20 protein-coding genes are annotated in these 25,235 nt (G+C 69.2%); 6 read left to right on the top strand and 14 right to left on the bottom strand.

Features of this window, described 5'->3' with window-relative positions; all coding sequences use genetic code 11:
• Positions 1–66: 66 nt before the first annotated feature.
• Complete coding sequence (locus AFM16_RS25395) at positions 67–2,184, top strand: S9 family peptidase (protein ID WP_078634720.1); 2,118 nt, start codon at positions 67–69, stop codon at positions 2,182–2,184.
• Positions 2,185–2,338: 154 nt separating this feature from the next.
• Here AFM16_RS25395 and AFM16_RS25390 read toward each other — a convergent pair whose 3' ends face one another.
• From AFM16_RS25390 to AFM16_RS25370, 5 genes are read right to left on the bottom strand one after another with little or no spacing between them, the layout of a single operon-like run.
• Complete coding sequence (locus AFM16_RS25390) at positions 2,339–3,388, bottom strand: ABC transporter ATP-binding protein (RefSeq protein ID WP_030783881.1); 1,050 nt, start codon at positions 3,386–3,388, stop codon at positions 2,339–2,341.
• Positions 3,381–4,355, bottom strand: a complete 975-nt coding sequence (locus AFM16_RS25385) for an ABC transporter ATP-binding protein (protein ID WP_030783879.1) — start codon at positions 4,353–4,355, stop codon at positions 3,381–3,383. The genes AFM16_RS25390 and AFM16_RS25385 overlap by 8 nt, the downstream gene beginning before the upstream one ends.
• 7 nt (positions 4,356–4,362) lie before the next feature.
• Positions 4,363–5,388 carry an ABC transporter permease gene (locus AFM16_RS25380; protein ID WP_078634719.1) on the bottom strand — a complete coding sequence of 342 codons (1,026 nt, stop codon included), beginning with the start codon at positions 5,386–5,388 and terminating at the stop codon, positions 4,363–4,365.
• Positions 5,381–6,304, bottom strand: a complete 924-nt coding sequence (locus AFM16_RS25375) for an ABC transporter permease (RefSeq protein WP_030783870.1) — start codon at positions 6,302–6,304, stop codon at positions 5,381–5,383. The genes AFM16_RS25380 and AFM16_RS25375 overlap by 8 nt, the downstream gene beginning before the upstream one ends.
• Before the next feature lie 5 nt (positions 6,305–6,309).
• The gene (locus AFM16_RS25370) at positions 6,310–7,941 is read right to left on the bottom strand and encodes a peptide ABC transporter substrate-binding protein (RefSeq protein WP_030783865.1); all 1,632 of its coding nucleotides are present in this window, start codon (positions 7,939–7,941) and stop codon (positions 6,310–6,312) included.
• Positions 7,942–8,149: 208 nt separating this feature from the next.
• Here AFM16_RS25370 and AFM16_RS25365 point away from each other — a divergent pair, with 208 nt between their 5' ends.
• Positions 8,150–8,887: a class I SAM-dependent methyltransferase gene (locus AFM16_RS25365; protein ID WP_078634718.1), complete on the top strand. Its 738-nt coding sequence runs from the start codon at positions 8,150–8,152 to the stop codon at positions 8,885–8,887.
• A 60-nt stretch (positions 8,888–8,947) separates the two neighbouring features.
• Here AFM16_RS25365 and AFM16_RS25360 read toward each other — a convergent pair whose 3' ends face one another.
• The 7 genes from AFM16_RS25360 to AFM16_RS25330 form a co-directional block, all read right to left on the bottom strand.
• Positions 8,948–10,093: an ABC transporter ATP-binding protein gene (locus tag AFM16_RS25360; RefSeq protein WP_030783860.1), complete on the bottom strand. Its 1,146-nt coding sequence runs from the start codon at positions 10,091–10,093 to the stop codon at positions 8,948–8,950.
• 10 nt (positions 10,094–10,103) lie between these two features.
• Positions 10,104–11,165 (bottom strand): ABC transporter ATP-binding protein, encoded by a 1,062-nt coding sequence (locus AFM16_RS25355; RefSeq protein ID WP_030783856.1) that lies wholly within the window; start codon positions 11,163–11,165, stop codon positions 10,104–10,106.
• Positions 11,166–11,175: 10 nt separating this feature from the next.
• Positions 11,176–12,153, bottom strand: a complete 978-nt coding sequence (locus tag AFM16_RS25350) for an ABC transporter permease (RefSeq protein WP_030783848.1) — start codon at positions 12,151–12,153, stop codon at positions 11,176–11,178.
• Positions 12,154–12,262: 109 nt separating this feature from the next.
• The gene (locus tag AFM16_RS25345; RefSeq protein WP_030783846.1) at positions 12,263–14,059 is read right to left on the bottom strand and encodes an ABC transporter substrate-binding protein; all 1,797 of its coding nucleotides are present in this window, start codon (positions 14,057–14,059) and stop codon (positions 12,263–12,265) included.
• A 97-nt stretch (positions 14,060–14,156) separates the two neighbouring features.
• Positions 14,157–15,155: an ABC transporter permease gene (locus AFM16_RS25340; protein WP_245178003.1), complete on the bottom strand. Its 999-nt coding sequence runs from the start codon at positions 15,153–15,155 to the stop codon at positions 14,157–14,159.
• A 690-nt stretch (positions 15,156–15,845) separates the two neighbouring features.
• Positions 15,846–17,753: a translational GTPase TypA gene (gene typA / locus AFM16_RS25335; RefSeq protein WP_030783844.1), complete on the bottom strand. Its 1,908-nt coding sequence runs from the start codon at positions 17,751–17,753 to the stop codon at positions 15,846–15,848.
• Between the two features lie 149 nt (positions 17,754–17,902).
• Positions 17,903–20,089 carry an ABC transporter family substrate-binding protein gene (locus tag AFM16_RS25330; protein WP_078634717.1) on the bottom strand — a complete coding sequence of 729 codons (2,187 nt, stop codon included), beginning with the start codon at positions 20,087–20,089 and terminating at the stop codon, positions 17,903–17,905.
• Between the two features lie 301 nt (positions 20,090–20,390).
• Here AFM16_RS25330 and AFM16_RS25325 point away from each other — a divergent pair, with 301 nt between their 5' ends.
• The 4 genes from AFM16_RS25325 to AFM16_RS25310 all read left to right on the top strand — a co-directional run bounded on the left by AFM16_RS25325 (position 20,391) and on the right by AFM16_RS25310 (position 24,263).
• Positions 20,391–20,681, top strand: coding sequence for an Rv0250c family protein (locus tag AFM16_RS25325; RefSeq protein ID WP_030783841.1), 291 nt, complete (start codon positions 20,391–20,393; stop codon positions 20,679–20,681).
• 81 nt (positions 20,682–20,762) lie between these two features.
• The gene (gene sdhC, locus AFM16_RS25320; protein ID WP_030783838.1) at positions 20,763–21,593 is read left to right on the top strand and encodes a succinate dehydrogenase subunit SdhC; all 831 of its coding nucleotides are present in this window, start codon (positions 20,763–20,765) and stop codon (positions 21,591–21,593) included.
• 16 nt (positions 21,594–21,609) lie between these two features.
• Entirely contained in the window at positions 21,610–23,499 is a 1,890-nt protein-coding gene (locus AFM16_RS25315; protein ID WP_078637088.1) for a fumarate reductase/succinate dehydrogenase flavoprotein subunit, read from the top strand.
• Positions 23,496–24,263 carry a succinate dehydrogenase/fumarate reductase iron-sulfur subunit gene (locus tag AFM16_RS25310; protein ID WP_030783832.1) on the top strand — a complete coding sequence of 256 codons (768 nt, stop codon included), beginning with the start codon at positions 23,496–23,498 and terminating at the stop codon, positions 24,261–24,263. Before AFM16_RS25315 ends, AFM16_RS25310 begins: the two co-directional genes overlap by 4 nt.
• 9 nt (positions 24,264–24,272) lie before the next feature.
• Here the strand turns inward: AFM16_RS25310 and AFM16_RS40180 are convergent, their stop codons facing one another.
• Positions 24,273–24,674, bottom strand: a complete 402-nt coding sequence (locus AFM16_RS40180) for a class I SAM-dependent methyltransferase (RefSeq protein ID WP_245177800.1) — start codon at positions 24,672–24,674, stop codon at positions 24,273–24,275.
• A gap of 29 nt (positions 24,675–24,703) precedes the next feature.
• Entirely contained in the window at positions 24,704–25,207 is a 504-nt protein-coding gene (locus AFM16_RS40175; RefSeq protein ID WP_245177799.1) for a hypothetical protein, read from the bottom strand.
• Positions 25,208–25,235 lie beyond the last annotated feature (28 nt).

The raw sequence follows: 25,235 nt of genomic DNA, 5'->3' as shown, positions 1-25,235 counted from the left end.
ATGAGTGCGTGCGCATCTCTCGGCGCACGGCCGCACAAGGGGGCGCATGGCCAATATGGTCGGGGGATGACGACCGAGTCCGACTCCTTCCCCCGCCGGCACGCGCGCACCCAGCGCTTCACGCTCGGCGCGCCGCGTTCGTTCACGGTGGCTCCCGACGGCTCCCGGGTCGCGTACCTGCGCTCGGCCTCCGGCACGGATCGCGCCAACTCCCTCTGGGTGCTGGACCCTTCGGACGGCACCGAGCATCTGGCCGCCGACCCGCACGCGCTGCTGGGCGGCGCCTCGGAGGATCTCTCGCCCGCCGAGCGGGCCCGCCGCGAGCGCAGCCGCGAGGGGAGTGCGGGGATCGTCGGATACGCCACCGACGACGCCGTGGAGCTGGCGTCTTTCGCCTTGTCAGGGCGGCTTTTCACGGCCGAGCTGCGGGCCGGTACCGCGCGGGGGCTGCCCGTGCCGGGGCCGGTGATCGACCCCCGGCCCTCCCCCGACGGCCGGCTCGTCGCGTATGTGGCGGGTGGCGCGCTGCGGGTCGTGGGCGCGGAGGGCGAGGGCGACCGGGCGGTGGCCGAGCCGGAGTCGGAGTCGGTTTCCTATGGATTGGCCGAGTTCATCGCGGCCGAGGAGATGGGCCGTTCACGGGGGTACTGGTGGTCGCCGGAGTCGGACCGGCTGCTGGTGGCGCGGGTGGACGACACGCCGGTGGAGCGGTGGTGGATCTCGGATCCGGCCCAGCCGAAACGTGACCCACAACACGTGCCGTATCCGGCTGCCGGGACGGCCAACGCGGAGGTCCGGCTGTTCGTCTTCGGCCTCGACGGGGTGCGCACCGAGGTCGTCTGGGACCGGGCCCGCTATCCGTACCTGGCCCGAGTGCACTGGTCAGGGGCGGGTGCGCCGCTGCTGCTCGTGCAGGCGCGCGATCAGCGCAGCCAGCTCTTTCTGGCCGTGGACGGCGACACCGGCGCGACCCGGATGGTGCACGCCGACGAAGATCCGATTTGGCTGGATCTTTTCCCTGGAGTGCCCTGCTGGAGCCCCTCGGGACGGCTCGTGCGGATCGCCGACGAGGGGGGCGCACGGGTCCTCGCGGTGGGTGAACGCCCTTTGACCGGCGCCCAGTTGCACGTTCGGGCGGTGCTCGACGTGACCTCGGACGACGTACTGGTCTCGGCCTCGGCCGGACAGGACGCGGAACGCCCGGAAATCGGCGAGGTGCATGTCTACCGGGTCAACGAACTGGGGGTCGAGCGCATCTCCCAGGAGCCCGGCGTGCACACCGCGGTACGCGCCGGGGGCGTGACCGTCCTGGTCTCGGCGACACCGGACCGGCCGGGGAGCGTGGCACGGGTGCTGCGGGACGGAAAGCCGGTGGCGACGGTCCGGTCCCATGCGGAAGATCCCGGTCTGTCCCCGCGCGTGACCCTCACCGAGGGGGGCGCACGACGGATCCCGTGCGCCGTGCTTATGCCTAGGGACTACCCCGGTGACACCTCGCTGCCCGTCCTGCTCGACCCCTACGGCGGTCCGCACGGCCCCCGGGTGCTCGCCGCGCACAACGCCCACCTCACCTCGCAGTGGTTCGCCGACCAGGGCTTCGCGGTGGTCGTCGCCGACGGCCGGGGCACCCCGGGCCGCTCCCCCGCCTGGGAGAAGGCCGTCCACCACGACTTCACGGTCAGCCTGGACGACCAGATCGAGGCGCTCCAGGACCTCGCGAAGACGCATCCGCTGGACCTGAACCGGGTGGCGATCCGCGGCTGGTCCTACGGCGGCTGGCTGGCCGGTCTGGCGGTGCTGCGCCGCCCCGACGTCTTCCACGCGGGCATCGCGGGCGCCCCGGTGACCGACTGGCGGCTGTACGACACCCACTACACCGAGCGCTATCTCGGTGATCCCGGGGCGGATCCGGAGGTGTACGCGAAGAGTTCGCTCGTCACCGACGAGGGCCTCTCGGCGCCGGCCGAGCCGCACCGGCCGCTGATGATCGTGCACGGGCTGGCCGACGACAACGTGGTGGTCGCGCACGCCCTGCGGCTGTCCTCGGCGCTGCTGTCCGCCGGCCGCCCGCACGAGGTGCTGCCGCTGTCCGGCGTCACGCACATGACCCCGCAGGAACAGGTCGCGGAGAACCTGCTGCTGCTCCAGGTGGACTTCCTGAAGCGTTCTCTCGGGCTGACCTGACCGGTACGGGTAACGGGCCGAGGCGACATGGCGCGCCCCGGCCCGTTCACGGCACCCGCACGGCCGTACGCTGTTCAGAGTGGCCCGTCCGTATATCGGAACCGGGTCGGCCAAGTTGCCTGTGTGTTAACGCGGTTGATCCGTGTTTGGGCGGCTATTCCCGGCCTTCTTCAAGATCGTCCGGCGGTACCACCCGCTTCTCCTCCGCGAAATGGCACGCCGAGTCGTGCGCCGCCGGGCCGGTGTCGAGCCGGAACTGCGCGGGGACCGCGAGCAACGGCACCTCCTGGGCGCACTTCTCCTGGGCCTTCCAGCAGCGGGTGCGGAAGCGGCAGCCGGAGGGGATGTTGGTCGGGGACGGGACGTCGCCCGAGAGGATGATCCGCTCCCGGTGCTCCCGCGCCTCCGGGTCCGGCACCGGGACCGCGGAGAGCAGCGCCTGGGTGTAGGGGTGGGTGGGATGGTCGTAGATCTCGGCGTCCCGGCCGATCTCCACGATCCGGCCGAGGTACATCACCCCGACCCGGTCGGAGATGTGCCGGACGATCGACAGGTCGTGCGCGATGAACAGGTACGACAGCTCGAACTCGGCCTGGAGCCGGTCGAGCAGGTTGATGACCTGCGCCTGCACGGAGACGTCCAGCGCCGAGACGGGTTCGTCGGCGACGATCACCTCGGGGCGCAGGGCGAGGCCGCGGGCGATGCCGATGCGCTGGCGCTGGCCGCCGGAGAACTGGTGCGGATAGCGGTTGAGGTACTCGGGGTTGAGCCCGACGACGTCCAGCAGCTCGCGGACCCGTTTGCGCCGGTCGCCCTTGGGGGCCACCTCGGGGTGGATCTCGTAGGGCTCGCCGATGATGTCACCGACCGTCATCCGGGGGTTGAGGGAGGTGTACGGGTCCTGGAACACCATCTGGATGTTGCGGCGGACGGCGCGCAGGGCCTTGCCGGACAGCTTGGTGATGTCCTCGCCCTTGTAGCGGATCGTCCCCTGGGTCGGCCGTTCCAGATGGACCAGCATCTTGGCGACCGTGGACTTGCCGCAGCCCGACTCGCCCACGATGCCGAGGGTCTCGCCGCGGCCGAGGGTGAAGTCGACGCCGTCGACGGCCTTCACCGATCCGACCTGCTTCTTGAAGAGGATGCCCTGGGTCAGCGGGTAGTGCTTGACCAGCCCGCTGACCTCCAGGATCGGCTCAGCCATGCAGGCACTCCCTCCAGAAGTGGCAGGCGCTCCTGCGCTCGTCGGAGACCTCGTACAGGGGCGGTACGTCCGTCCGGCAGACGTCCTGGGCCATCGGGCAGCGCGGGTTGAAGGCGCAGCCGGGCGGGATGTTCATGAGGTTGGGCGGCAGGCCCTTGATGGCGTACAGCTCCTGGCCCTTCTGGTCCAGGCGCGGGATGGACTCCAGCAGGCCGCGGGTGTACGGGTGGGCCGGCGCCTTGTAGATGTCGTGCACGGGCGCCGACTCCACGATCCTGCCCGCGTACATCACGGCGATCCGGTCGGCGACGTCGGCGACCACGCCGAGGTCGTGGGTGATGAGGATGAGCCCCATCCGGTACTCGCGCTGGAGTTCCGCGAGCAGGTCCATGACCTGGGCCTGGACGGTGACGTCGAGGGCGGTGGTGGGTTCGTCGGCGATGATCAGGGCCGGTTCCAGGGCCAGCGCCATGGCGATCATGATGCGCTGGCGCATCCCGCCGGAGAACTGGTGCGGGTAGTCCTTGACCCGCTCCTTGGCGGCCGGGATGCGGACGTGGTCCATCAGCTCCACGGCCTTGGCCCGGGCGTCCTTGCGGGACATGCCCCGGTGCACGGTGAACATCTCGCCGAGCTGCTCGCCGACGGAGAGCACCGGGTTCAGGGAGGACAGCGCGTCCTGGAAGATCATCGCCATCTCGGCGCCGCGGACCGTGCGCCGCTCGTCCTCCTTGAGCGTGAGCAGGTCGCGGCCCTTGAAGAGGATCTCGCCGCCGGCGATCCGGCCGGGCGGCATGTCGAGGATCCCCATGACGGCCTGCGCGGTGACGGACTTGCCGGAGCCGGACTCGCCGAGCACCGCGAGCGTCTCCCCCTCGTCGACGGCGTAGCTCACCCCGTTGACGGCTTTGGCGACGCCGTCCCGGGTGCGGAACTCCACGTGCAGATCGCGTACTTCGAGCAGCATCCGCTCATCACCTCAGCTTCGGGTCGAGGGCGTCGCGGACCGCGTCGCCGAGCATGATGAAGGCCAGGACGGTGACGGCGAGGGCGCCCGAGGGCCACAGCAGGGCGTGCGGGGCGTTGCGGACGTAGGGGGAGGCGGCGGAGATGTCGATGCCCCAGGAGACGCTGGGCGGCTTGAGGCCGACGCCGAGGTAGGACAGGGTCGCTTCCAGGGCGATGTAGGTGCCGAGCGCGATGGTCGCCACGACGATCACCGGGGCGACGGCGTTCGGGGCGATGTGCCGCAGCAGGATGCGGGAGTTGGGGGCGCCGAGGGCGCGGGCGGCCTGGACGTAGTCGTTCTGCTTGGCGGTGATGACCGAACCGCGGGCGATACGGGAGATCTGGGGCCAGCCGAGCAGCACCATGAACCCGATGACGGGCCAGATGGTGTTGCTGGTGACCACCGAGAGCAGGACCAGACCGCCGAGGACGACGGGGATGGCGAAGAAGATGTCGGTGATCCGGGACAGGATCGAGTCCCCGACGCCGCCGAAGAAGCCGGCCAGACCGCCGAGCACACTGCCCAGGAGGGCCACGCCGACGGTGGAGCAGACGCCGACGGCGACGGAGGTGCGGGCGCCGTAGACGGTCCGGGTGTAGACGTCGCAGCCCTGGCCGTCGAAGCCGAAGGGGTGGCCGGGCTGGGAGCCCTCCTGGGCCTTGGCGAGGTCGCACTTGAGGGGGCTCATCCAGGTGATGGCCCCGGGCCACAGGGAGATGAAGACCAGGAACAGGATGATCAGCCCGGAGATGATGAAGACCGGGTTGCGGCGCAGATCGCGCCAGGCGTCGGACCACAGGGAGCGGGGCTTCTCGGCGGGGCCGGTGCCGAGCGGCCCGTCGGTGGTCTTCTCCAGCGTCTCGCCCTCGGCCGTGGCCAGGTCCATCGCGCCGCCGGCGCCGGTGTCGGCGATGACGCCCTCCTCCGGGGTGCGGGCCGCGCCGGGCACGTGCGGCCGCTTGTCAGGCGGCTCCGGGGTCGGCTCAGGCATAGCGGATCCTCGGGTCGAGTACGGCGTAGAGAAGGTCGACCAGCAGGTTGGCGACCAGGAAGACCAGCACGAGGACGGTCACGAAGCCGACCACCGTCTGGGTGTTCTGGCGCAGGATGCCCTGGTAGAGCTGGTAGCCGACCCCGTGGATGTTGAAGATGCGCTCGGTGACGATCGCGCCGCCCATCAGGGCGCCGATGTCGGTGCCGATGAAGGTGACCACCGGGATGAGGGAGTTGCGCAGCAGGTGCCGGGTGACGACCCGCCGGTGCGGCAGGCCCTTGGCGACGGCGGTACGGACGTAGTCGGAGCGCTTGTTCTCGGCGATGGAGGTCCGGGTCAGCCGGGTGACGTAGGCGAGGGAGACCGAGGCCAGCACCAGGCCCGGCACGATCAGTTCGCCGAAGGTGGCGTCGGTGGAGACCGACGGTTTGATCCAGCCCCACTCGACGCCGAGCAGCAGTTGGAGCAGCAGACCGGTGACGAAGGTGGGGACGGAGATCACCACGAGGGTGAGCAGGAGGACGCCGGTGTCGACGGGGTGGCCCCGGCGCAGTCCGGTGACCACGCCGAGGGTGACGCCGATGACGATCTCGAAGAGGATGGCGACGATCGTCAGCCTGATGGTGACGGGGAACGAGGTCGACATCAGCTCGGTGACCGGCTGGCCGTTGAACGCCGTACCGAAGTCTCCGGTGAAGACGTTCCCCATGTAGGTCAGGTACTGCTGCCAGACGGGCTTGTCGAGGCCGAACTCCTTCTCGAGCTGGGCCGCGGTCGCCGGGTCGCACTCGCGGTCGCCGCAGAGTCCCGCGATGGGGTCGCCCATCACGTTCACCATCAGGAAGATCAGCAGCGTGGCCCCGATGAACACCGGGATCATCTGGAGCAGCCGCCGGATCACATACCGCCCCATCGCGGTCAGCTCACCTTGATCTCGTTGTAGACCGGGACGGAGAACGGGTTGAGCTTGACGTTGGAGAGGCGCTCGGAGTAGCCGGCGCTGCCGTTCTGGTACCAGAGCGGGATGGCGGCCATGTTGTCGCGGACCACGCCCTCGGCCTCCTTGAAGGTGTCGACGGCCTTGGCGGTGTCGGTCTCGGCGTTGGCCTGGTCGACGAGGCCGTCGAACTCCTTGTTGGACCACTTGCCGTCGTTGGAGGAGGCGTTGGTGTAGTAGAGCGGCTGGAGGAAGTTCTGGATGAGCGGGTAGTCCATCTGCCAGCCGGCGCGGAAGGGGCCGCTCATCTTGCGGTCGCTGATCTGCGAGCGGAAGTCGGCGAAGGTGCCGACGGGGTTGCCGACGCACGCCGTCTCGTTGTCGAGGGCGTTGTTGATGGAGTTGCAGACCGCGTCGACCCACTGCTTGTGGGAGCCGGTGTCCGCGTTGTAGGTGATCTTGACCTGGCCGCCGGGGAGTCCGCCGCCCTCCTCGATGAGCTTCTTGGCCTCGTCCGGGTCGTACTCGCAGGCGTCCCCGCAGAAGCCCTCCTCGAAGCCGCCCTCCTCGCCGAGCACGGGGGAGGTCCAGTCGCTCGCGGGGGTGCGGGTGTCCTGGAAGATCGTCTTGGTGATCTGGTCGCGGTCGATGGCCCGGGAGAGGCCGGTGCGGACCTTGTCCGAGCCGCTCTTGTTCCAGTTCGGGTCGTAGAACGGGAAGGCCAGGGTCTGGATGATGCCGGCGGGGGTGTTGAGGTAGCGGTCGCCGAGGTCGTTCTTGACGTTCTTGAGCTGGGCGGCGGGCACGTCGTCGACCAGGTCGAGGTTGCCGGCCAGCAGGTCGGTGTAGGCGGTGTTGTTGTCGGTGTAGACCTTGAGGGTCACGCCGCCGTTCTCGGCCTTGTCCTCACCGGGGTAGTCGTCCCACTTCTTCAGCACCATCTGCGAGCCCTTGGTGTAGGAGTCGATGGTGTACGGCCCGTTGCCGATCGGCTTCTTCAGCCAGCCCGCGTGGTCGGAGAAGAAGCTCTGCGGCAGCGGCGCGAAGGCGGGGTAGCCGAGGGTGTCGGGGAATGTCGAGAACTTCTGCTTGAGCTTGACGGTGAAGGTCATCTCGTCGGTGACCTTCAGCCCGGAGAGGGTGCCGGCGCTCGGGGCGCTGCCGTCGTCCGGGTGGATCTTGCTGTAGCCGTCGATGTACTCGAAGAAGTACGCGTTCTTCTGGTTGTTCTTCAGGTCGGCGCCGTAGTTCCAGGCGTCGACGAAGGACTTGGCCGTCACCTTCTCGCCGTTGCTGAAGGTCCAGCCGTCCTTCACGGTGATCGTGAAGTTCTGGGAGTCGGTGGTCTCGATCTTCTCGGCGAGCCAGTCCTCGGCGGCGCCGGTCTCCGGGTTGTACCGCTTGAGGCTGCGGAAGATCATGTCGAGCACCTTGCCGCCCTGCACCTCGTTGGTGTTGGCGGGCTCCAGCGGGTTCTGCGGGTCGCCCCAGGAGGAGCTGAGCGTGGCGCCGCTGTCACCGCCGCCGTTGTCGCTCCCGCCCCCGCAGGCCGTCGCCACGAGGGCGACCGCCGCCGCGCATGCGGCCCACTTGGCGTGCGTGGCTCCACGCATGGATGCCTCCTCTTGCTTGCTCTACCTGAGCGCCGTGCCGTCCGGACCGATCCACTGATCCTTTATCGGTCCATAGCAACGCAAGACAGGGCATCACGCATGTGCACCGCGGCCGTTCGGAGGTCGGGCCGGGGACGAGCTGGGGACGGGCCGGGGGCGGGCCTGTCATGGACACCACCGATTCACCTGTCTGTGGCAGACTGCCGCGATGGTCGATCGTGCGTTCGCGGATGCCTCGTTGGCCCGGTTCTACGACCCCCTCAATCCCTGGGGGGCGGGGGACGACTTCTACCTCGGGTTCGTCAGCGGGGCCCGCTCCGTGCTGGACATCGGGTGCGGCACCGGGCGGCTGCTCGGGCGGGCCCGGGAGACGGGGCACGCGGGGCGGCTGGTCGGGCTGGACCCGGCGGCGGCGATGCTGGTGCAGGCGCGCCGGGACGGGCCGGGGATCGAGTGGGTGCTCGGCGATCTGCGGACCCGCCGCTGGGCCGGGGAGTTCGACCTGGCCGTGATGACCGGGCACGCCTTCCAGGAACTCGTGGGCGACGAGGAGATCCGGCAGGCGCTGCGCGCGGTCCGCGCCGCGCTCGGCCCGGACGGCCGGTTCGTCTTCGAGACGCGCAATCCCGGCGCGCGGGCGTGGGAGCGGTGGAACCCGTCGCGGGTGTACGAGGTCACCGACACGGACGGCAGCACGGTGCGAGTGTGGCACGAGGTGGTGGAGCCGGTCCGGGGCGACCGGGTGACGTTCACCGAGACCTACCGGGGCGGGCGGTGGGACCGGCCCGTGGTGTGCCGCTCCACGCTCCGCTTCCTGGACACCGGCGCGCTGGACGGCTTCCTCGCGGAGGCGGGGTTCCGGGTGGCCGAGCGCTACGGCGACTGGGGGCGCGGGCCCCTGACGCCGGCCGCCCCGGAGATCATCACGGTGGCGGTACCGGCGTAGGAACGGACCGGCCCCCGGCGCAGCCGAGGCGCCGGGGGCCGGTTCGTGTCACGAAGGCGGTCAGTCCTTCGTCAGGTCCTTCGGGGTGTCCTGCGGCCCCTCGGAGTCCTCCAGGGCCGCCAGGGCCGGGTCGAGGACGATGTCCTCGGCGCGGGCCTCCGTACTGGGCTCCTCCGGGAAGTGGCAGGCCGTGAGGTGACCGGCCCGGTTGCCGGAGATCTGGACGAGCGGGGGCTCCTCCGTGGCGCACCGGTCCTGGGCCTTCCAGCAGCGGGTGCGGAAGCGGCAGCCGGACGGCGGGGCGATCGGGGAGGGCACGTCGCCGGCGAGGCGGATGCGCTCCTTGTTCTCTTCCATGCCCTCGACCGGGACCTCCGGGACGGCGGAGAGCAGGGCGTGGGTGTACGGGTGGGTGGGACGGTTGTAGATGGAGTCCCGGTCGCCCACCTCGACGATCTTGCCGAGGTACATGACCGCGACGCGCTGCGAGAAGTGCCGGACGACGGCGAGGTCGTGGGCGATGAAGAGGAAGGCGATGCCCATCTCCTCCTGGACCTTCTGGAGAAGGTTCACCACCTGCGCCTGGATCGACACGTCCAGCGCCGACACCGGCTCGTCCGCCACGATCAGCTTCGGCTTCAGGGCCAGCGCCCGTGCCACCCCGATGCGCTGGCGCTGGCCGCCGGAGAACTCGTGCGGGAAGCGGTTGTAGTGCTCGGGGTTGAGACCGACCAGCTCCAGGAGTTCACGGACCCGCTTCTCCCGGCCGCCGGCCGGGTTGATGCCGTTGACCTCCATCGGCGACTTGATGATGGTGCCGACCGTTTGCCGCGGGTTCAGCGAGGAGTACGGGTCCTGGAAGATCATCTGGATCTCGGACCGCACCGGCGCGAGCTGCTTGCGCGACGCGTGGGTGATGTCCTGGTCCTGGTAGAGGATCTTCCCGCCGGTGGGCTCCAGCAGACGGGTGATCAGCCGGCCGGTGGTCGACTTGCCGCAGCCGGACTCGCCGACCAGGCCGACGCTCTCGCCCACACCGACGGACAGGTCGATCCCGTCGACCGCCTGGACGGCGCCGACCTTGCGTTTGATCGGGAAGCCGCCGTAGATCGGGAAGTGTTTGGTCAGGCCCTCGACCTTGAGGAGAGTCTCCGTCGACGCGTCCGGGGCGCTCTGCTGTGCGGGGAGGGTGAGGTTGTCACTCATGTCTCGGTTCCTAGCGCAGCCGGGGCTGGATCTTGTCGAGGAAGATGGTCTGCTTCTGGTCCGCCGTCAGATGGCAGGCGGCGGCGCGACCGGTGGCGAGCGACGGGCGCTCCCCCGAGCAACGGCCGCCCGACACCTCGCCGGTGAAGGCGCAGCGCGGGTGGAACGGGCAGCCCGAGGGCGGGTTGAGCAGGCTGGGCGGCGAGCCCGGGATCGGGGTCAGCGCCTGGCTGGTGTCACCGCCGAGGCGGGGCATCGAGCTCAACAGGCCCCAGGTGTACGGGTGCTGGGGCCGGTGCAGGACCTCGGTCACGCTGCCGCGCTCCACGGCCCGGCCGGAGTACATCACCAGCAGGTCGTCGGCCATGTCGGCGATGACGCCCAGGTCGTGGGTGATGAAGATGATCGCGGAGCCGAACTCCTGCTGGAGGTCCTTGAGCAGATCGAGGATCTGGGCCTGCACGGTCACGTCGAGGGCCGTGGTCGGCTCGTCGGCGATCAGCAGGTCGGGGTCGCAGATCAGCGCCATGGCGATCATCGCGCGCTGGCGCATACCACCGGAGAACTGGTGCGGGTAGTCGTCCACACGCGTCTGGGGCTGCGGGATGCCGACCTTGGCCAGCATCTCGATCGCCCGCTGCCGGGCCTCCTTCTTGGAGGCGCCGGTGTGCTTCATGAACGGCTCGGCGATCTGCCGGCCCACCGTGTAGTACGGCGAGAGCGCCGTCAGCGGGTCCTGGAAGATCATCGCGACCTTGTTGCCGCGGAGCTTCTCCATCTCCTTCTCGGTCGCGGTGACCAGTTCCTGGCCGTCCAGGACGATCTCGCCGTCGACGGTGGTGGAACGGGGGTTGTGCAGGCCGAGGACGGTCAGGTTGGTCACGGACTTGCCGGACCCCGACTCACCCACGATGCCCAGCGTCTTGCCCCGCTCGACGTCGAAGGAGAGCCCGTCGACCGCCTTCACAATGCCGTCCTCGGTGGAGAACTGCACCCGCAGATCGCGGACCGAGAGGAAGGGCTGCGGCCCGGTCGGGGCCTTCTCACCTTCGGTCTTGGTCAGTGTGCTCACGGTTGTTCTCCTAGCTGAGGCGTACGCGGGGGTCGATGTAGGCGTAGGCGATGTCCACGACGATGTTCAGGAGCAGGATGAAGAAGGCTCCGAACAGCATGACGCCCATGGTGAGCGGCAGGTCCTTGGACAGCGACGAGTCGACCGCGAGACGACCGAGGCCCGGGAGGTCGAAGGTGAACTCGGTGACCACCGCACCCGACAGGAGCGCGCTGAGGTCCATGCCGATGATCGTGACGATGGGGATCAGCGAACCGCGCCAGGCGTAGCGGAAGAAGACGTACCGCTGGGCCATGCCCTTCGCGCGGGCGGTGCGGACGTGCTCCTCCTGGAGCTGCTCGATCATCGTGGAACGCGCCATACGCGTGTACTGCGCGGTGAAGATCGTGGCCATCACGACCCAGGGCAGCACCAGCCCCATGAACCAGCGGCCGGGATCCTCCGTGATCGGCACGTCCGCCGGGTTCTCCATCCAGCCGGTGCTGTAGACGAAGATGCCGAGGAAGATCGGGCCGAGCAGGTAGATCTGGAAGGAGCTGATCACCACGGACGCGCCGGTGACGGCCTTGTCGACCATGGTGCCGCGCTTCCAGGCGGCCAGCATGCCGGTGCCGAGACCGAACACCAGGAAGAGCACCAGGCCGCCGACGGTCAGGGAGAGCGTCAGCGGGAAGCGGTCGATGATCGAGTCCCAGACGAAGTCGCCGGAGTCGAAGGAGACGCCGAGGCAGGGCGCCGAGCAGTGGCCGACGGCGAAGTCGCGGCCGGCGACGATTCCGCGCATGAACTCCCAGAACTGCGCGCTGATGGGCTTGTCCAGCCCGAGGTTCTCCCGGATGACCGCGAGGTTCTCCGGGGAGCAGTTCTTGCCGCAGGACAGCGCGGCGAAGTCTTGTGGGACTGCGTAGAACAGGAAGAACGTGAAGGCACCGATCAGGAACATGATCACTGCGGCGCCTGTCAGCCTGCGAATGAGGAACTGAAGCATGGCGGGTCGGATGCTCTCTTCGAAATACGGCGGCAGGAGGGGGGTGCGGCCGGACGGGGGTGCGCTCCGCCTGACGCGCACCCCCGTCTGGATCAGCCGGGACTAGGTGTTACGGCTGCTTGACGAACACCTGGTTGATGTCGATGTAGCTGGAGTTGGTGCTGAAGCGCGCACCGCCGATGTTCGAGCCGAAGAGCTGGATCTGCTTCGAGTAGTAGACCGGGGCGGCCGGGTTGATCTCCTCCACCAGACGGTGGTGAGCCTCTTCCCACTTCTTCGCGGCCTCTTCCGGCTGAAGCTTGAGGGCTTCCTGGATGAGGGCGTCGACCTTGGCGTCCTTGACGTGCGAGTAGTTCGAACCGCCGTCGGCGATCAGGCTGCCGTCGTAGACCGGGGTCACGACCGTGGACGGGGAGGACCAGTCCTGGCCCCAGCCGGTCATGTACAGGTCGTACGGGTTGTCCAGCTTGCCGATCTGCTCGTAGAAGCTGGCGCGGTCGATCTCCTTCGACTGGACGTCGAAGCCGATCTTCTCGAGGGCGTCCTTGATGATGACGGCCTGGGCCTGGCCACGCGGGCTGTTGGAGTAGGCGTAGGTGATCTTGGTGCCCTCCTTGAAGCCCGCCTCCTTCAGCAGTTCCTTGGCCTTGGCCTGGTTGCCGTTCGGGGTCTTCTTCTTGCCGAACGGGTCGTAGCTGTCGTCGTAGCCCGGCAGGGTCGGGGCGAACAGACCACCGGCCAGCTCACCGCCGTACTTGCCACCGTCGGCCTGGATCAGGGCCTGGTTCGGCAGCGCGTACGTGATGGCGTCGCGGATCTTCTTGTCCTTCAGCCGGTCCAGGTTGAAGGTCATCTGCCAGACGTAGACCTGGTAGCCCTTGATGGTGCGCTTGTTGACGTCAGGCGCGCTGACCACGTCCTGGATCTGCGCGGGGTCCACGCTGTCCGTGAACTGGATGGCGTTCCTGGCCTCACCCTGGTCGGCGATCAGACGCTTGGTCTGGCTGGCGCCGTCGATCGTCAGGCTGAAGTTGAAGCCGTCCGCGTACTGGTGACGGACCGAGTCGGTCTTCGGGTCCCACTGGTCGTTCTTGACCAGCTTGAGGGTCTTGCCGGACTTGTACTCGGCGATCTTGTACGGACCGAGGGCCTTGGGGGCCTTGTCGTACTTCTCCTTGGTGTCGTCCTTCTCCGGCACCAGGGCGTAGCCGGCCATGGCCAGCGCCTGCGGCAGGTCGGGACGGGGGGTGTCGAACTTGAAGATCACGGTCTTCGCGTCCGGGGTCTCCAGGACGGAGTCCGGCAGGTGCTTGCCCTTGTACGGGCCGTCCGGCAGCGCCTTGCGGTAGTCGGAGCCGGAGAGCCAGCTCTGCACGAAGGTCGGGCCGTCGAAGATGACCTTCGAGTACAGGCGCTCGATGGAGTGGCGGACGTCGGCCGAGGTGATGGCGTGGCCGTCCTCGTCCTTGATGCCGTCCTTGAGCGTGTACTTCCAGGTCTTGCCGCCGTCGGTGGTGGTGCCCGAGTCGGTGGCGACGTCGCCGACAACCGTCAGGTTGCCCTTGTCGTCCTCCTGGTAGTCCGTCAGACCGCGGTGGATCAGGTTGGAGAACTGACCGGCGTCGCTGACGTAGATCTGACCCGGGTCCATGTGGGTCAGGTCCGACTGCATGTAGACGTTGATGGTGCCGCCGGGCTTGGCGCCCGTGACTTCCTTCGCCGGTCCGGTCGAGCCTGCCGCGTCGGCGTACGCCACCGGCTTCGACTGCTCGGCCGCGTCCTCCTTGCTCTTCGACTCGTCCTTGGCCTTGCCGCTGCCGTTGTCAGAGCAGCCGGTGAGGGCGAGGGCGCCGGCCGCTACCGCGACCACCATGGCACGCGCTCTGCGCGATCGGATGGGCTTCATGATGCTTGAGCACCTACCTGTCGATTGGTAACCAAATGAACTGACTGACGCGCAGGGCTGGCCGGCGCGGGGGTCAGCGCCCCCCATCGATGGACGATCAGCGTCCGGTCTTTGGGTCGAAGGCATCCCGGACGGAGTCGCCGAGAAGATTGAAGGCGAGCACGAAGATCACCAACGCACCGCCCGGGAAGAGCAGATACGAGGGGTCCTGCTCGTAGATCCGGGCACCGGTCGCGAACATCCGGCCCCAGTCGGGGGTCGGCTCGACGAAGCCGACACCGACGAACGAGAGGAACGCGATCGTCAGGATGGTGCTGGGGAGGATGTACGTCGTCTGCACCAGGATCGGCGTGACGATGTTCGGCAGGATCTCCTTGCGCACGATCCGCCAGGACGAGGCGCCGGACACCTTGGCCGCCTCCACGAACTCCCGCTCCCGCAGGGAGAGCGCCGAGCTGCGCACCAGTCGGGCCATGCCCATCCAGCCGAGCACCCACATCACCAGGATGATGGCGACCGCCCGCAGATAGGTCGGGGTCTCGTCGCGCGGGTCCACGAACAGCGCGGTCACGACCGGCATGAACGCGATGAAGAAGAGCTGGCTGGGGAAGGCCAGGAAGAAGTCGGTGATCCGGCCGAGCCAGTAGTCGACCCGCCCGCCGAAGAAGCCGCTCACGATACCGAGCAGCACACCGGTGCCGACGCTGAGCACGGTCACCAGGACGGCCATGTACAGCGAGGTGCGCATGCCGTACAGGAGCTGGGTGAACACGTCCCGGCCGAGCTGCGGTTCGACACCGAACCAGAAGTCGCCCGAGACACCGCCGAACCCACCCGTGGGCATGGCGAAGTCGTCCAGCAGGAAGGGGTATTCGGGCTCCTGTGCGTAGAGCGTGTACGGGTCCTTGCCGTACAGCTTCGCGATCACCGGGGCGAGCGCGGCGATCACGAAGAAGAAGATCACCACGCAGGCCGAGATGACGCCGACCCGGTCCCGCCGGAAGCGCAGCCACATGAGCTGGCCGGGCGAGCGCCCTTCCAGGGCCTCGGGTTTCTTCTTCGGTGCCGGTTCGCCCTCTCCGTCGACGACGGTCAGAGCGTCGCCGCCGCTCTCAAGGTCGATAGAACTTGTCACAGTTCGCCCATTTCACAGGTGTGGATGTACCGAGCCCACGGCCGCGCGGAGGTGCGCGCCGCAGACCGGATCATGAAGAAGCGTCGCGGTGCCCGGGAGGGGAAACCCGCAGTCGGACGCGCGTAGGCGCAGGGACGCGCCGGGCGGCCGACAGGCTCCTCAGAACCAGTCGCTGTTTGCGCACGGACACGTGCCCGACAGGGACGTTGCGACCCACTTGGTGCTTGTGACACCGCACATGGGACTCCTCCTCATGACTCCACGCGTTCACCAACGGAAGGGGGTGGGTGTCATCTCCCCGTCACCCCTGACGGAGGGTCGGACACCCCCTGGTGCTCGTGAGCCGGCGCCGTCCCCACGGCGCGAGGCTCATTGACCCGAGCGCTACGCGGCTAACTATCTGCCATGAGCCAAGCGACCGACCACCGTCTTTAAATCTCAATTCAGTCACATCTAGCGCGTACTTCTTCCAAAATCTGGACAAACTGTTCGCTCAGAGAAGGCCACGAAACGGACGTGTTACATGCGTATCGGGTGTGGTTCACCGAACATCGGACACTTCTCACAGCGCTCGGCTCTGAAAACCGGTTGCAAAAAGCCCGGGCACCCCCCATAACGGGGAGGCCCGGGCTCAGGCGAACCGGAGTCGGATCAGGCGTGCTTGGCGCGGCTCGCGGTGCGGGCGCGGTCACGCTGGTCCAGGACGACCTTACGGATGCGCACGGCCTCCGGGGTCACCTCGACGCACTCGTCGTCCCGGCAGAACTCCAGGGACTGCTCCAGGGAGAGCTTGCGCGGCGGCACGATCGCCTCGAACGAGTCGGCCGAGGACGACCGCATGTTCGTGAGCTTCTTCTCCTTGGTGATGTTCACGTCCATGTCGTCGGAGCGCGAGTTCTCGCCGACGATCATGCCCTCGTACACCTCGGTGCCGGGGTCGGTGAACAGCACACCGCGCTCCTGGAGGTTCGTCATCGCGAACGCGGTGACGGCACCGGAGCGGTCGGCGACCAGGGAGCCGTTGTTACGGGTCGTCAGGGTGCCGAACCAGGGCTCGTGGCCCTCGTGGATGGAGTGCGCGATACCCGTGCCGCGGGTGCCGGTCAGGAACTCGGTACGGAAGCCGATGAGGCCGCGGGACGGCACCACGAACTCCATCCGGACCCAGCCCGAGCCATGGTTGGACATGTTGTCCATGCGGCCCTTGCGGACGCCCATGAGCTGGGTGACGGCGCCCATGTGCTCCTCGGGCACGTCGATCGTCATCCGCTCGACCGGCTCGTAGACCTTGCCGTCGACGGTCTTGGTGACGACCTGGGGCTTGCCGATGGTCAGCTCGAAGCCCTCACGGCGCATCTGCTCGACGAGGATGGCCAGCGCCAGCTCACCGCGGCCCTGCACCTCCCAGGCGTCGGGACGCTCGGTGTCCAGCACGCGCAGGCTGACGTTACCGATCAGCTCGCGGTCCAGCCGGTCCTTGACCTGGCGGGCGGTGACCTTGCGGTCCTTGACCGCCGCCTTGTTGTCGGCGCCCTTGCCGGTGCCGCCGCGGCCGACCAGCGGGGAGGTGTTGGTGCCGATGGTCATCGAGATCGCCGGCTCGTCGACCGTGATCAGCGGCAGCGCGATCGGGTTCTCGGGGTCGGCGAGGGTCTCGCCGATCATGATGTCCGCGATACCGGCGACGGCACAGATGTCACCGGGGCCGGCCTTCTCGGCGGGCTTGCGGGTGAGCGCCTCGGTCATCATCAGCTCGGTGATGCGGACGTTGGACATGGTGCCGTCGCGCTTGATCCAGGTGACGGTCTGGCCCTTGCGCAGCTCGCCCTGCTCGACGCGCAGCAGCGCGATACGGCCGAGGAAGTTGTCGGCGTCCAGGTTGGTGACGTGCGCCTGGAGCGGGGCCGACTCGTCGTACTCCGGAGCCGGGACGTGGGACAGGATCGTGGAGAAGAACGGCTCCAGGTTGTCGCTGTCCTGCGGGACCGTGCCGTTCTCCGGCTTGGTCAGCGAGGCGACGCCGTCCCGCGCGCAGGCGTAGACGATCGGGAACTCGATCTGGTCCTCGTCGGCGTCGAGGTCGAGGAAGAGGTCGTACGCCTCGTTCACGACCTCGTCGATGCGCGAGTCCGGGCGGTCCGTCTTGTTGATGCACAGGATGACGGGCAGCCGGGCCTGGAGCGCCTTGCGCAGCACGAAGCGGGTCTGCGGCAGCGGGCCCTCAGAGGCGTCGACCAGCAGCACGACGGCGTCGACCATCGACAGACCGCGCTCCACCTCACCACCGAAGTCGGCGTGGCCGGGGGTGTCGATGATGTTGATGGTGATGACGTCCCCCCCGTCCTTGGGGTGGTACTTCACCGCCGTGTTCTTGGCGAGGATCGTGATGCCCTTCTCACGCTCCAGGTCGTTCGAGTCCATCATGCGGTCGTCGAGCGACTCGGCGGCGTGCGCGGCGAAGGCGCCGGCCTGCTTGAGCATGGCGTCGACCAGTGTCGTCTTGCCGTGGTCGACGTGGGCGACGATGGCTACGTTGCGAATGTCGTGGCGCGTGGCCATAAAGCGGCGTTCTCCCGGAGTGTGAGGGCGACCCTTGCTGCGTACGTGTTACGCGGGCCCTGCCGGGCTTGACACGCCACGGCCTCACCCCATGGTACGTGGCCCGGCGGGGGGCGGCCTCCGCAGGGCCACGGCGATCACTTCCCGCGTCACTTCCCGGAGGGGTGCGCGGCGGGCCTGGCGCCCTTCTCCAGGAAGCCCATGTCCTCGTAGACCGGGGTCTGGAAGCCGAAGGCCCCGGCGTTGGCGAGATTCTTGCGGGCGGCCGTGAGCTGGGGGCGCTGATAGAGAGGAATCGATCCGGCAGCGGCCCAGATCCGGGTGTCCGCCTTGCGGATCAGGTCCCGCTCCTCGCCCTCGTCCAGGGTGGAGATCGCCTGGTCGAAGAGCTGGTCGACCTGGTCGGTGCCGACCCGGGTGTAGTTCTGCTCGACGTTCAGCGATCCGTCCGCGGCCGGCTGCGGCTTGGCGTAGATCGGGCGGGCGTCGGTGGCGGGGAAGGCGGAGGCGGGCCAGGAGTACAGCGCGAGGTCGTAGGAGCCGGACGCCACGTGGTCCTTGAAGTAGCTGTCGTCGGCGACCTTGACCGTCTCGGTGCGGATGCCGACCTTCGCGAGCATCCGGGAGATCCGTGTGGCGACCTGGCGCAGGGACTCCGAGCCGGGCCCGGACGGCAGCACGAACCGCAGGCTGAGCGCCTTGCCGTTCTTGGCGAGCGCGCCGGCGGCGGCACCGGCGGGCGCGGCGGTGCCCTTGGGGGCGTAAGCGCCGGGGGCTCCGCCCTGGTGGGGGTGGGTGAGCTGCTGCTTGCCGTCCTGGGCCAGTTCCTTGCCGCCGGTGGTCTCGCCGGGGGCCTTGCCGTCCTGGCCGACGATGTAGGTGCCGTCGTCGTCCTTGTTCTTGTCCTCCTCGTTCTTGTCCTTCTCCTTCTTCTCTTCCTTCTCTTCCTTCTTCTCGTCGGACTTCTTGTCCTTCGACTTCTCGCCCTTGGCGCCGGCCGCCTTCTCGCCGGTCTCCTCCTTGATCGGGCCCCCGGCCACCCATCCGGCGTCCGCGAGCAGCGCCTGCGCCTCGGCGGTGTCCTGGCCGCCGAGCGCGCCGCTGCCGTCCGCGTACGCCTCCTGTCCGGAGAGCGCGAGGTGGCTGCCGACCGGCACCGCGGGCAGGCCCAGCGGCTTGAGCACGAGGGCGGCCAGTTCGGTGCGGTCCAGGGCGCGGGCCACGGCCCGTCGTACGCGCTCGTCGGCGAGCGGGCCGTCGGCGCCGTTCAGCGCGAGCTGGGTGTAGGCGGGCTCCAGCGAGCGGCGCACCTCGAAACCGGCCAGAGAGGTGTCGGCCTTGTCGGCCTTACTGGCCTTGTCCGCCTTGTCGGCCTCGCTGGGCTTGTCGTCCGCCTTCTTCTCGGCGGCGCCGGAGCTGCCCGACGCCACGGACCGCGGCCCGGCCGCGCCCTTCGCCGCGGAGGCGCTGTCGATGCGCTGGGCGGCGGCGGGGTCGATCTCGGCCAGGTCGAGTTTCCCGGCGGCCAGCGCCGCGGCCCGCTTCTCCCGGGGCACGGCCGTCAGGACGATCTCGGAGAGCTTGGCCGGCCGCCCCCACCAGCGCGGATTGCGGGCCAGCCGGACCTGCTCGTTCTTGCGGTCGACCTTCTTCACCACGAACGGTCCCGCGGTCACCTTCAGCTTGCGCCGCGCCCCGTCGTTGAAGGAGTCCGGGGTGCCCATCACCTGTTTGGGGTAGAGCGGCGAGAACAGTGACTGCCAGTCGGCGTAGGGCCGGGCGAAGGTGACCCGGACCTCCAGGTCGTTCTCGCCGCGCTCGATCTTCTCGATGCGGTCGTAGCCGGCGTTGCGGGCGGTCCAGTACGCGCTGTCCTTGCCCGACAGGGCGCGCCACTGGGCGGCGAAGTCGGCGGCGCCGATCTCCCGGCCGTCGCTCCAGACGGCCTGCTGGTTCAGCTTGTAGAGCACGACCTGCTTGGGCTCGCTGTCGACGACCTTCGCGGACTCCAGATAGGCCGGATTGCGCTGCGCCCGGCCGTTCTCGTCGATCCGGTAGAGGGACGGCAGCACGGCCTGGGCGACCCGGGTGGTGGTGGCGTCGGCGTCCGACTGGAAGGTGTTGAAGGTCTCCGGGACCGTGTCCACGGCCCAGCGCAGGGTGCCGCCCTGGGTGACCTGGGCGCGGGCCGCCGGGGCGATGTCCTGGCCGGCCAGGGGCTTGCTGGTCTCGTCCTCGGAGCCGCAGCCGGTCAGCAGGGGCACCGCGAGCGCGCCCGCGGTGAGGAAGGCGACCGAGCGCATGACCGCGCGCGGGCCGACGCCGTCGTAGGACATCTCTGGTACCTCCGGGGAGCCGCTGCCGCCGGTGACACGGGCGCGATTGGGTGCGTTCTGATCACGTTTGGCGGTATTTTGGATTTGATCAGATCTACGGCCCACTGAAGAGGAAAGGGTTCGCCTGCCGGGCGCGACACGGCGGGGGACGGGCGCAAGGCCACCCGTGCGGAGCACAGGACCCGCCAAAGCACCCGCCAATCGCTGCACACGCCTTCACAGCGACAGGTGTGACGCGCAACACTCGCAGGCGCATGAACGTTGCCGTCCAGGGCACCGCCCACGGAAGCGAGGTCACGTCATGTCCGTGCACGACGACCTGAGTACCGTCCAGCGCTGTCTCGACGACCTCTCCCGGTCCGTCGGCCGACTGGAGCAGCAGCTCGGCAGCGGCGGTCTGGAGATGCGGCGGGTCCGCACCGACGCCGCCCATCTGCGGGAGAGCGTGGCGCTGCTGCGCGACGCCGCGGCCCAGCCCGCCGCGCCGCGCAAGCCCGAGCTGGTCACCATCCCCGACACCCCGTACGACGACTCCCTCTGGATCGACACCGACGACGAGGGACTCGGCGCCCGGGACCGGCACGCCCCCTGAGCGGTCCCGTCCCGCGCCGGTACGCCCGTCCCCGACCCGCACGCCACCCGACCCGCACCGCCCACCGACCGGAGTCCTGCGTTGGCCACTGGTACGGAACCCTCGACCGACCCTCATCCACGAGGCGGCGTACGCGGCGCCGGGCGCGCCGCGATCGCCGCCCCCCATCTGCGCACCGACCGCTGGTGGCTGGCGCCCGCCGTCACCGCCGCCGGTCTGCTGGCGTTCGTCGTGTACTCCACCTGGCGGGCCTTCGCCAACGCCGACTACTACGCCGCGCCCTATGTCTCGCCGTTCTACTCGCCCTGTCTGGCGGACAACTGCGTGCCCATGCGGGGCGGCCCCAACGCCGAGATCTTCGGCGGCTGGTGGGGCATCTCGCCCGCGATCATCATCCTGATCTTCCCGCTCGGTTTCCGGCTGACCTGCTACTACTACCGCAAGGCGTACTACCGGGGCTTCTGGGCCTCGCCCCCCGCCTGCGCGGTCGCCGAGCCGCACGCGAAGTACACCGGTGAGACCCGCTTCCCGCTGATCCTCCAGAACATCCACCGGTACTTCTTCTACGCCGCGCTCGCCGTCGCGGGGATCCTGACCTACGACACCGCGCTCACCTTCCGCGACGAGCACTACGCCTGGGGCCATATGGGCCTGGGCACCCTGATCTTCCTGGTCAACATCGTGCTGATCTGGGCGTACACGATCTCCTGCCACTCCTGCCGGCACATCGTCGGCGGCAAGCTCCGGCACTTCTCCCGGCATCCGGTGCGCTACCGCGCCTGGCAGTTCGTCGGCCGGCTCAACGCCCGCCACATGCAACTGGCCTGGGCGTCCCTGCTGAGCGTGGCGCTCGCCGACTTCTACGTGTACCTGCTCGCGTCCGGTGTCTTCGACGATCCGAGGTTCTTCTGATGAGTGGGGCGTGCTGATGTCCGTGGTCGACCGCCAGGAGTGGGACGTCGTCGTGGTCGGCGCGGGGGGTGCCGGGCTGCGCGCCGCGATCGAGGCGCGCGAGAGGGGCGCCCGTACGGCCGTGATCTGCAAGTCCCTGTTCGGCAAGGCGCACACCGTGATGGCCGAGGGCGGGATCGCGGCCGCGATGGCCAACGCCAACGAGCACGACACCTGGCAGGTCCACTTCCGCGACACCATGCGCGGCGGCAAGTTCCTCAACCAGTGGCGGATGGCCGAGCTGCACGCCCAGGAGGCCCCGGACCGGGTGTGGGAACTGGAGACCTGGGGCGCCCTGTTCGACCGTACGAAGGACGGCCGGATCTCCCAGCGCAACTTCGGCGGCCACGAGTACCCGCGGCTCGCGCACGTCGGCGACCGCACCGGCCTGGAGCTGATCCGCACCCTCCAGCAGAAGATCGTCGCGCTCCAGCAGGAGGACCACCGTGAGACCGGCGACTACGAGTCCCGGCTGAAGGTGTTCCAGGAGTGCACGGTCACCCGGATCCTCAAGGACGGCCCGCGGGTCTCGGGCGTCTTCGCCTACGAGCGGGAGACCGGCCGGTTCTTCGTCCTGGAGGCGCCCGCCGTGGTCGTCGCGACCGGCGGCATCGGCAAGTCGTTCAAGGTGACGTCGAACTCGTGGGAGTACACGGGCGACGGGCACGCGCTGGCCCTGCTCGCCGGGGCGCCGCTGGTGAACATGGAGTTCGTCCAGTTCCATCCGACGGGCATGGTCTGGCCGCCGTCGGTGAAGGGCATCCTCGTCACCGAGTCCGTGCGCGGTGACGGCGGGGTCCTCAGGAACTCCGAGGGCGAACGGTTCATGTTCGACTACGTCCCGGACGTCTTCAAGGAGAAGTACGCCGAGTCGGAGGAGGAGGGCGACCGCTGGTACGAGGACCCGGAGCACAACCGGCGTCCGCCCGAGCTGCTCCCCCGCGACGAGGTGGCCCGGGCGATCAACGCCGAGGTCAAGGCGGGGCGGGGCTCCCCGCACGGCGGGGTCTTCCTGGACGTGTCGACGCGGATGCCCGCCGAGGTCATCAAGCGGCGGCTGCCCTCGATGTACCACCAGTTCAAGGAGCTGGCCGATGTCGACATCACGGCGGAGGCGATGGAGGTCGGGCCGACCTGTCACTACGTGATGGGCGGGATCTCCGTCGACTCCGACACCGCGGCGGCGCGGGGCGTGCCGGGGCTGTTCGCGGCCGGTGAGGTGGCCGGCGGGATGCACGGCTCGAACCGGCTGGGCGGCAACTCCCTCTCCGACCTGCTGGTGTTCGGCCGCCGGGCGGGACTGCACGCGGCGCGGTACGCCGAGGCCACGGACGCGCGGCCGCCCGTGGACGAGGCGGAGATCGATGCGGCGGCGACGGAGGCGCTGCGGCCCTTCGCCGCCGGTCCGGAGGAGAACCCGTACACCCTGCACCAGGAGCTCCAGCAGGCCATGAACGACCTGGTCGGCATCATCCGCCGGCAGGGCGAGATGGAACAGGCCCTGGAACGGCTCGCTCAGTTGCGGGCCAGGGCCGCCCGGGCCGGCGTGGAGGGGCACCGGCAGTTCAATCCGGGCTGGCATCTCGCCCTCGACCTGCGGAACATGCTGCTGGTCAGCGAGTGCGTGGCCCGGGCGGCGCTGGAGCGCACCGAGTCGCGGGGCGGTCACACCCGCGAGGACCATCCGGCGATGGAGCGGGCCTGGCGCAACGTCAATCTGCTGTGCCGGCTGGCCGAACCGCCGGGCGACGGGGCCGCGATCGACCTCGTCCGGGAGAACACCGACCCCATCCGCGCCGATCTGCTCGCCCTCTTCGAGAAGGAGGAGCTGGTCAAGTACCTCGCCGAGGAGGAGCTGTACCGATGAGCGGCTACGAGGCACGGTTCAGGGTGTGGCGGGGCGACGTCGAGGGCGGAGAGCTGGAGGACTACGCGGTCGAGGTCAATGACGGGGAGGTGGTCCTGGACATCATCCACCGGCTCCAGGCCACCCAGGCGCCCGATCTCGCCGTCCGCTGGAACTGCAAGGCGGGCAAGTGCGGTTCGTGCTCGGCGGAGATCAACGGGCGGCCCCGGCTGCTGTGCATGACCCGGATGTCGGTGTTCACCCGGGACGAGACGATCACGGTGACCCCGCTGCGGGCGTTCCCGGTGATCCGCGATCTGGTGACCGACGTGAACTTCAACTACCGCAAGGCGCGGGAGGTCCCGGCGTTCGTGCCGCCTCCCGAGCTGGGTCCGGGCGAGTACCGGATGTTCCAGGAGGACGTGGACCGGCCGCAGGAGTTCCGCAAGTGCATCGAGTGCTTCCTGTGCCAGGACACCTGCCATGTGGTGCGCGACCACGAGGAGAACAAACCGGCGTTCGCCGGGCCGCGGTTCCTGATGCGGGTGGCGGAGCTGGACATGCATCCGCTGGACGCGGCCGAGGAGTCCGGCCTGGACCGCAAGCGCACGGCCCAGGACGAACACGGGCTGGGCTACTGCAACATCACCAAGTGCTGTACGGAGGTGTGCCCCGAGGGCATCAGGATCACGGACAACGCGCTGATCCCGCTGAAGGAGCGGGCGGTCGACCGCAAGTACGACCCGCTGGTCTGGCTGGGGAACAAGATCCTGCGGCGCGGCTGAGGCGGGCGCTCAGTCCTGCGCCCGGGCCCGGAGATAGCCCGAGTGCGCCACCTGCCCCAGGAAGGTGAACCGGGTGGTGCCGGCCGCCATGTGCTTGTCGAACGCCTCCTTGATCCCCGGCCACTTGGGGTGCCCGAAGTCGTCCAGGACGACGATCCCGCCGGGCGCGACGAGGGTCTCCGCCCACTCCAGGTCGGCCGCCACCCCGGCGGCCGAGTGGTCGCCGTCGACCACGACCACACCGTAGGAGCGGTCGGAGACCTGGGCGCGCACCGCGGGGTCCTCGGAGAAGCCCTGCCGGATCCGGGTGGCGGCGCCGGCCGGTCCCACCAGGCTCAGGTTGGTGCGCACGGCGGCCTCCCGCACCGGGGTGCCGGAGGCGTCGGCGCCCATGGTGGTGCCGGGCTGCAACTGCGTTCCGGCGAGCGGGTCGACGATGGTCAGCCGGGGTCGCGTCCGGCCTTCTCCATCATCCGGATCAGGGACGCGCCGAACATCCCGTACAGCGTGCCGATCTCCAGCAGGTCGTCGTTCGGCGGGTCCAGCAGCGGGACGGCGGCGAGCTTGCCGACGATGTTCATGGTGCCGCCGGCGATCCGGCCGACCCCGAGCGCCTCCATCGCGACCAGCAGCCGGAACGCCTGCGCGACGGTGCCCTCGGCGGCCTCCGGCTTCCCGGTCACCTCGGCGAGTTCGGCGATCGTCCGGTCGAGATGGGGTGCGGACGGGAGCCGGGAGGCGCCGCGCCCGGTGCCGTCGAAGAACAGCTCCAGCGGCCGCTGCCGGTTGCGCAGGGTCTTCAGTTCCCGCGCCACGTCCGACGGGACGGCCCCGCCGGTGTTCCCGACCACGCGCCGGACCTGCCGCTCGACGCGCTGGTCGACGAGTTCGGCCACCGGGCGCAGCGCCCGCCGGACGGCCTTGCTGGTGAGTAGCGATCGCATCAGTGGAAGACCTTCACAGGGAGAGGAG

The sequence above is a fragment of the Streptomyces antibioticus genome, from assembly GCF_002019855.1.
In the GTDB taxonomy this organism is placed as follows: domain Bacteria; phylum Actinomycetota; class Actinomycetes; order Streptomycetales; family Streptomycetaceae; genus Streptomyces; species Streptomyces antibioticus_B.
The sequence above is the reverse complement of the archived record's forward strand: the minus strand, read 5'-3'. Positions and strand labels throughout refer to the sequence as shown.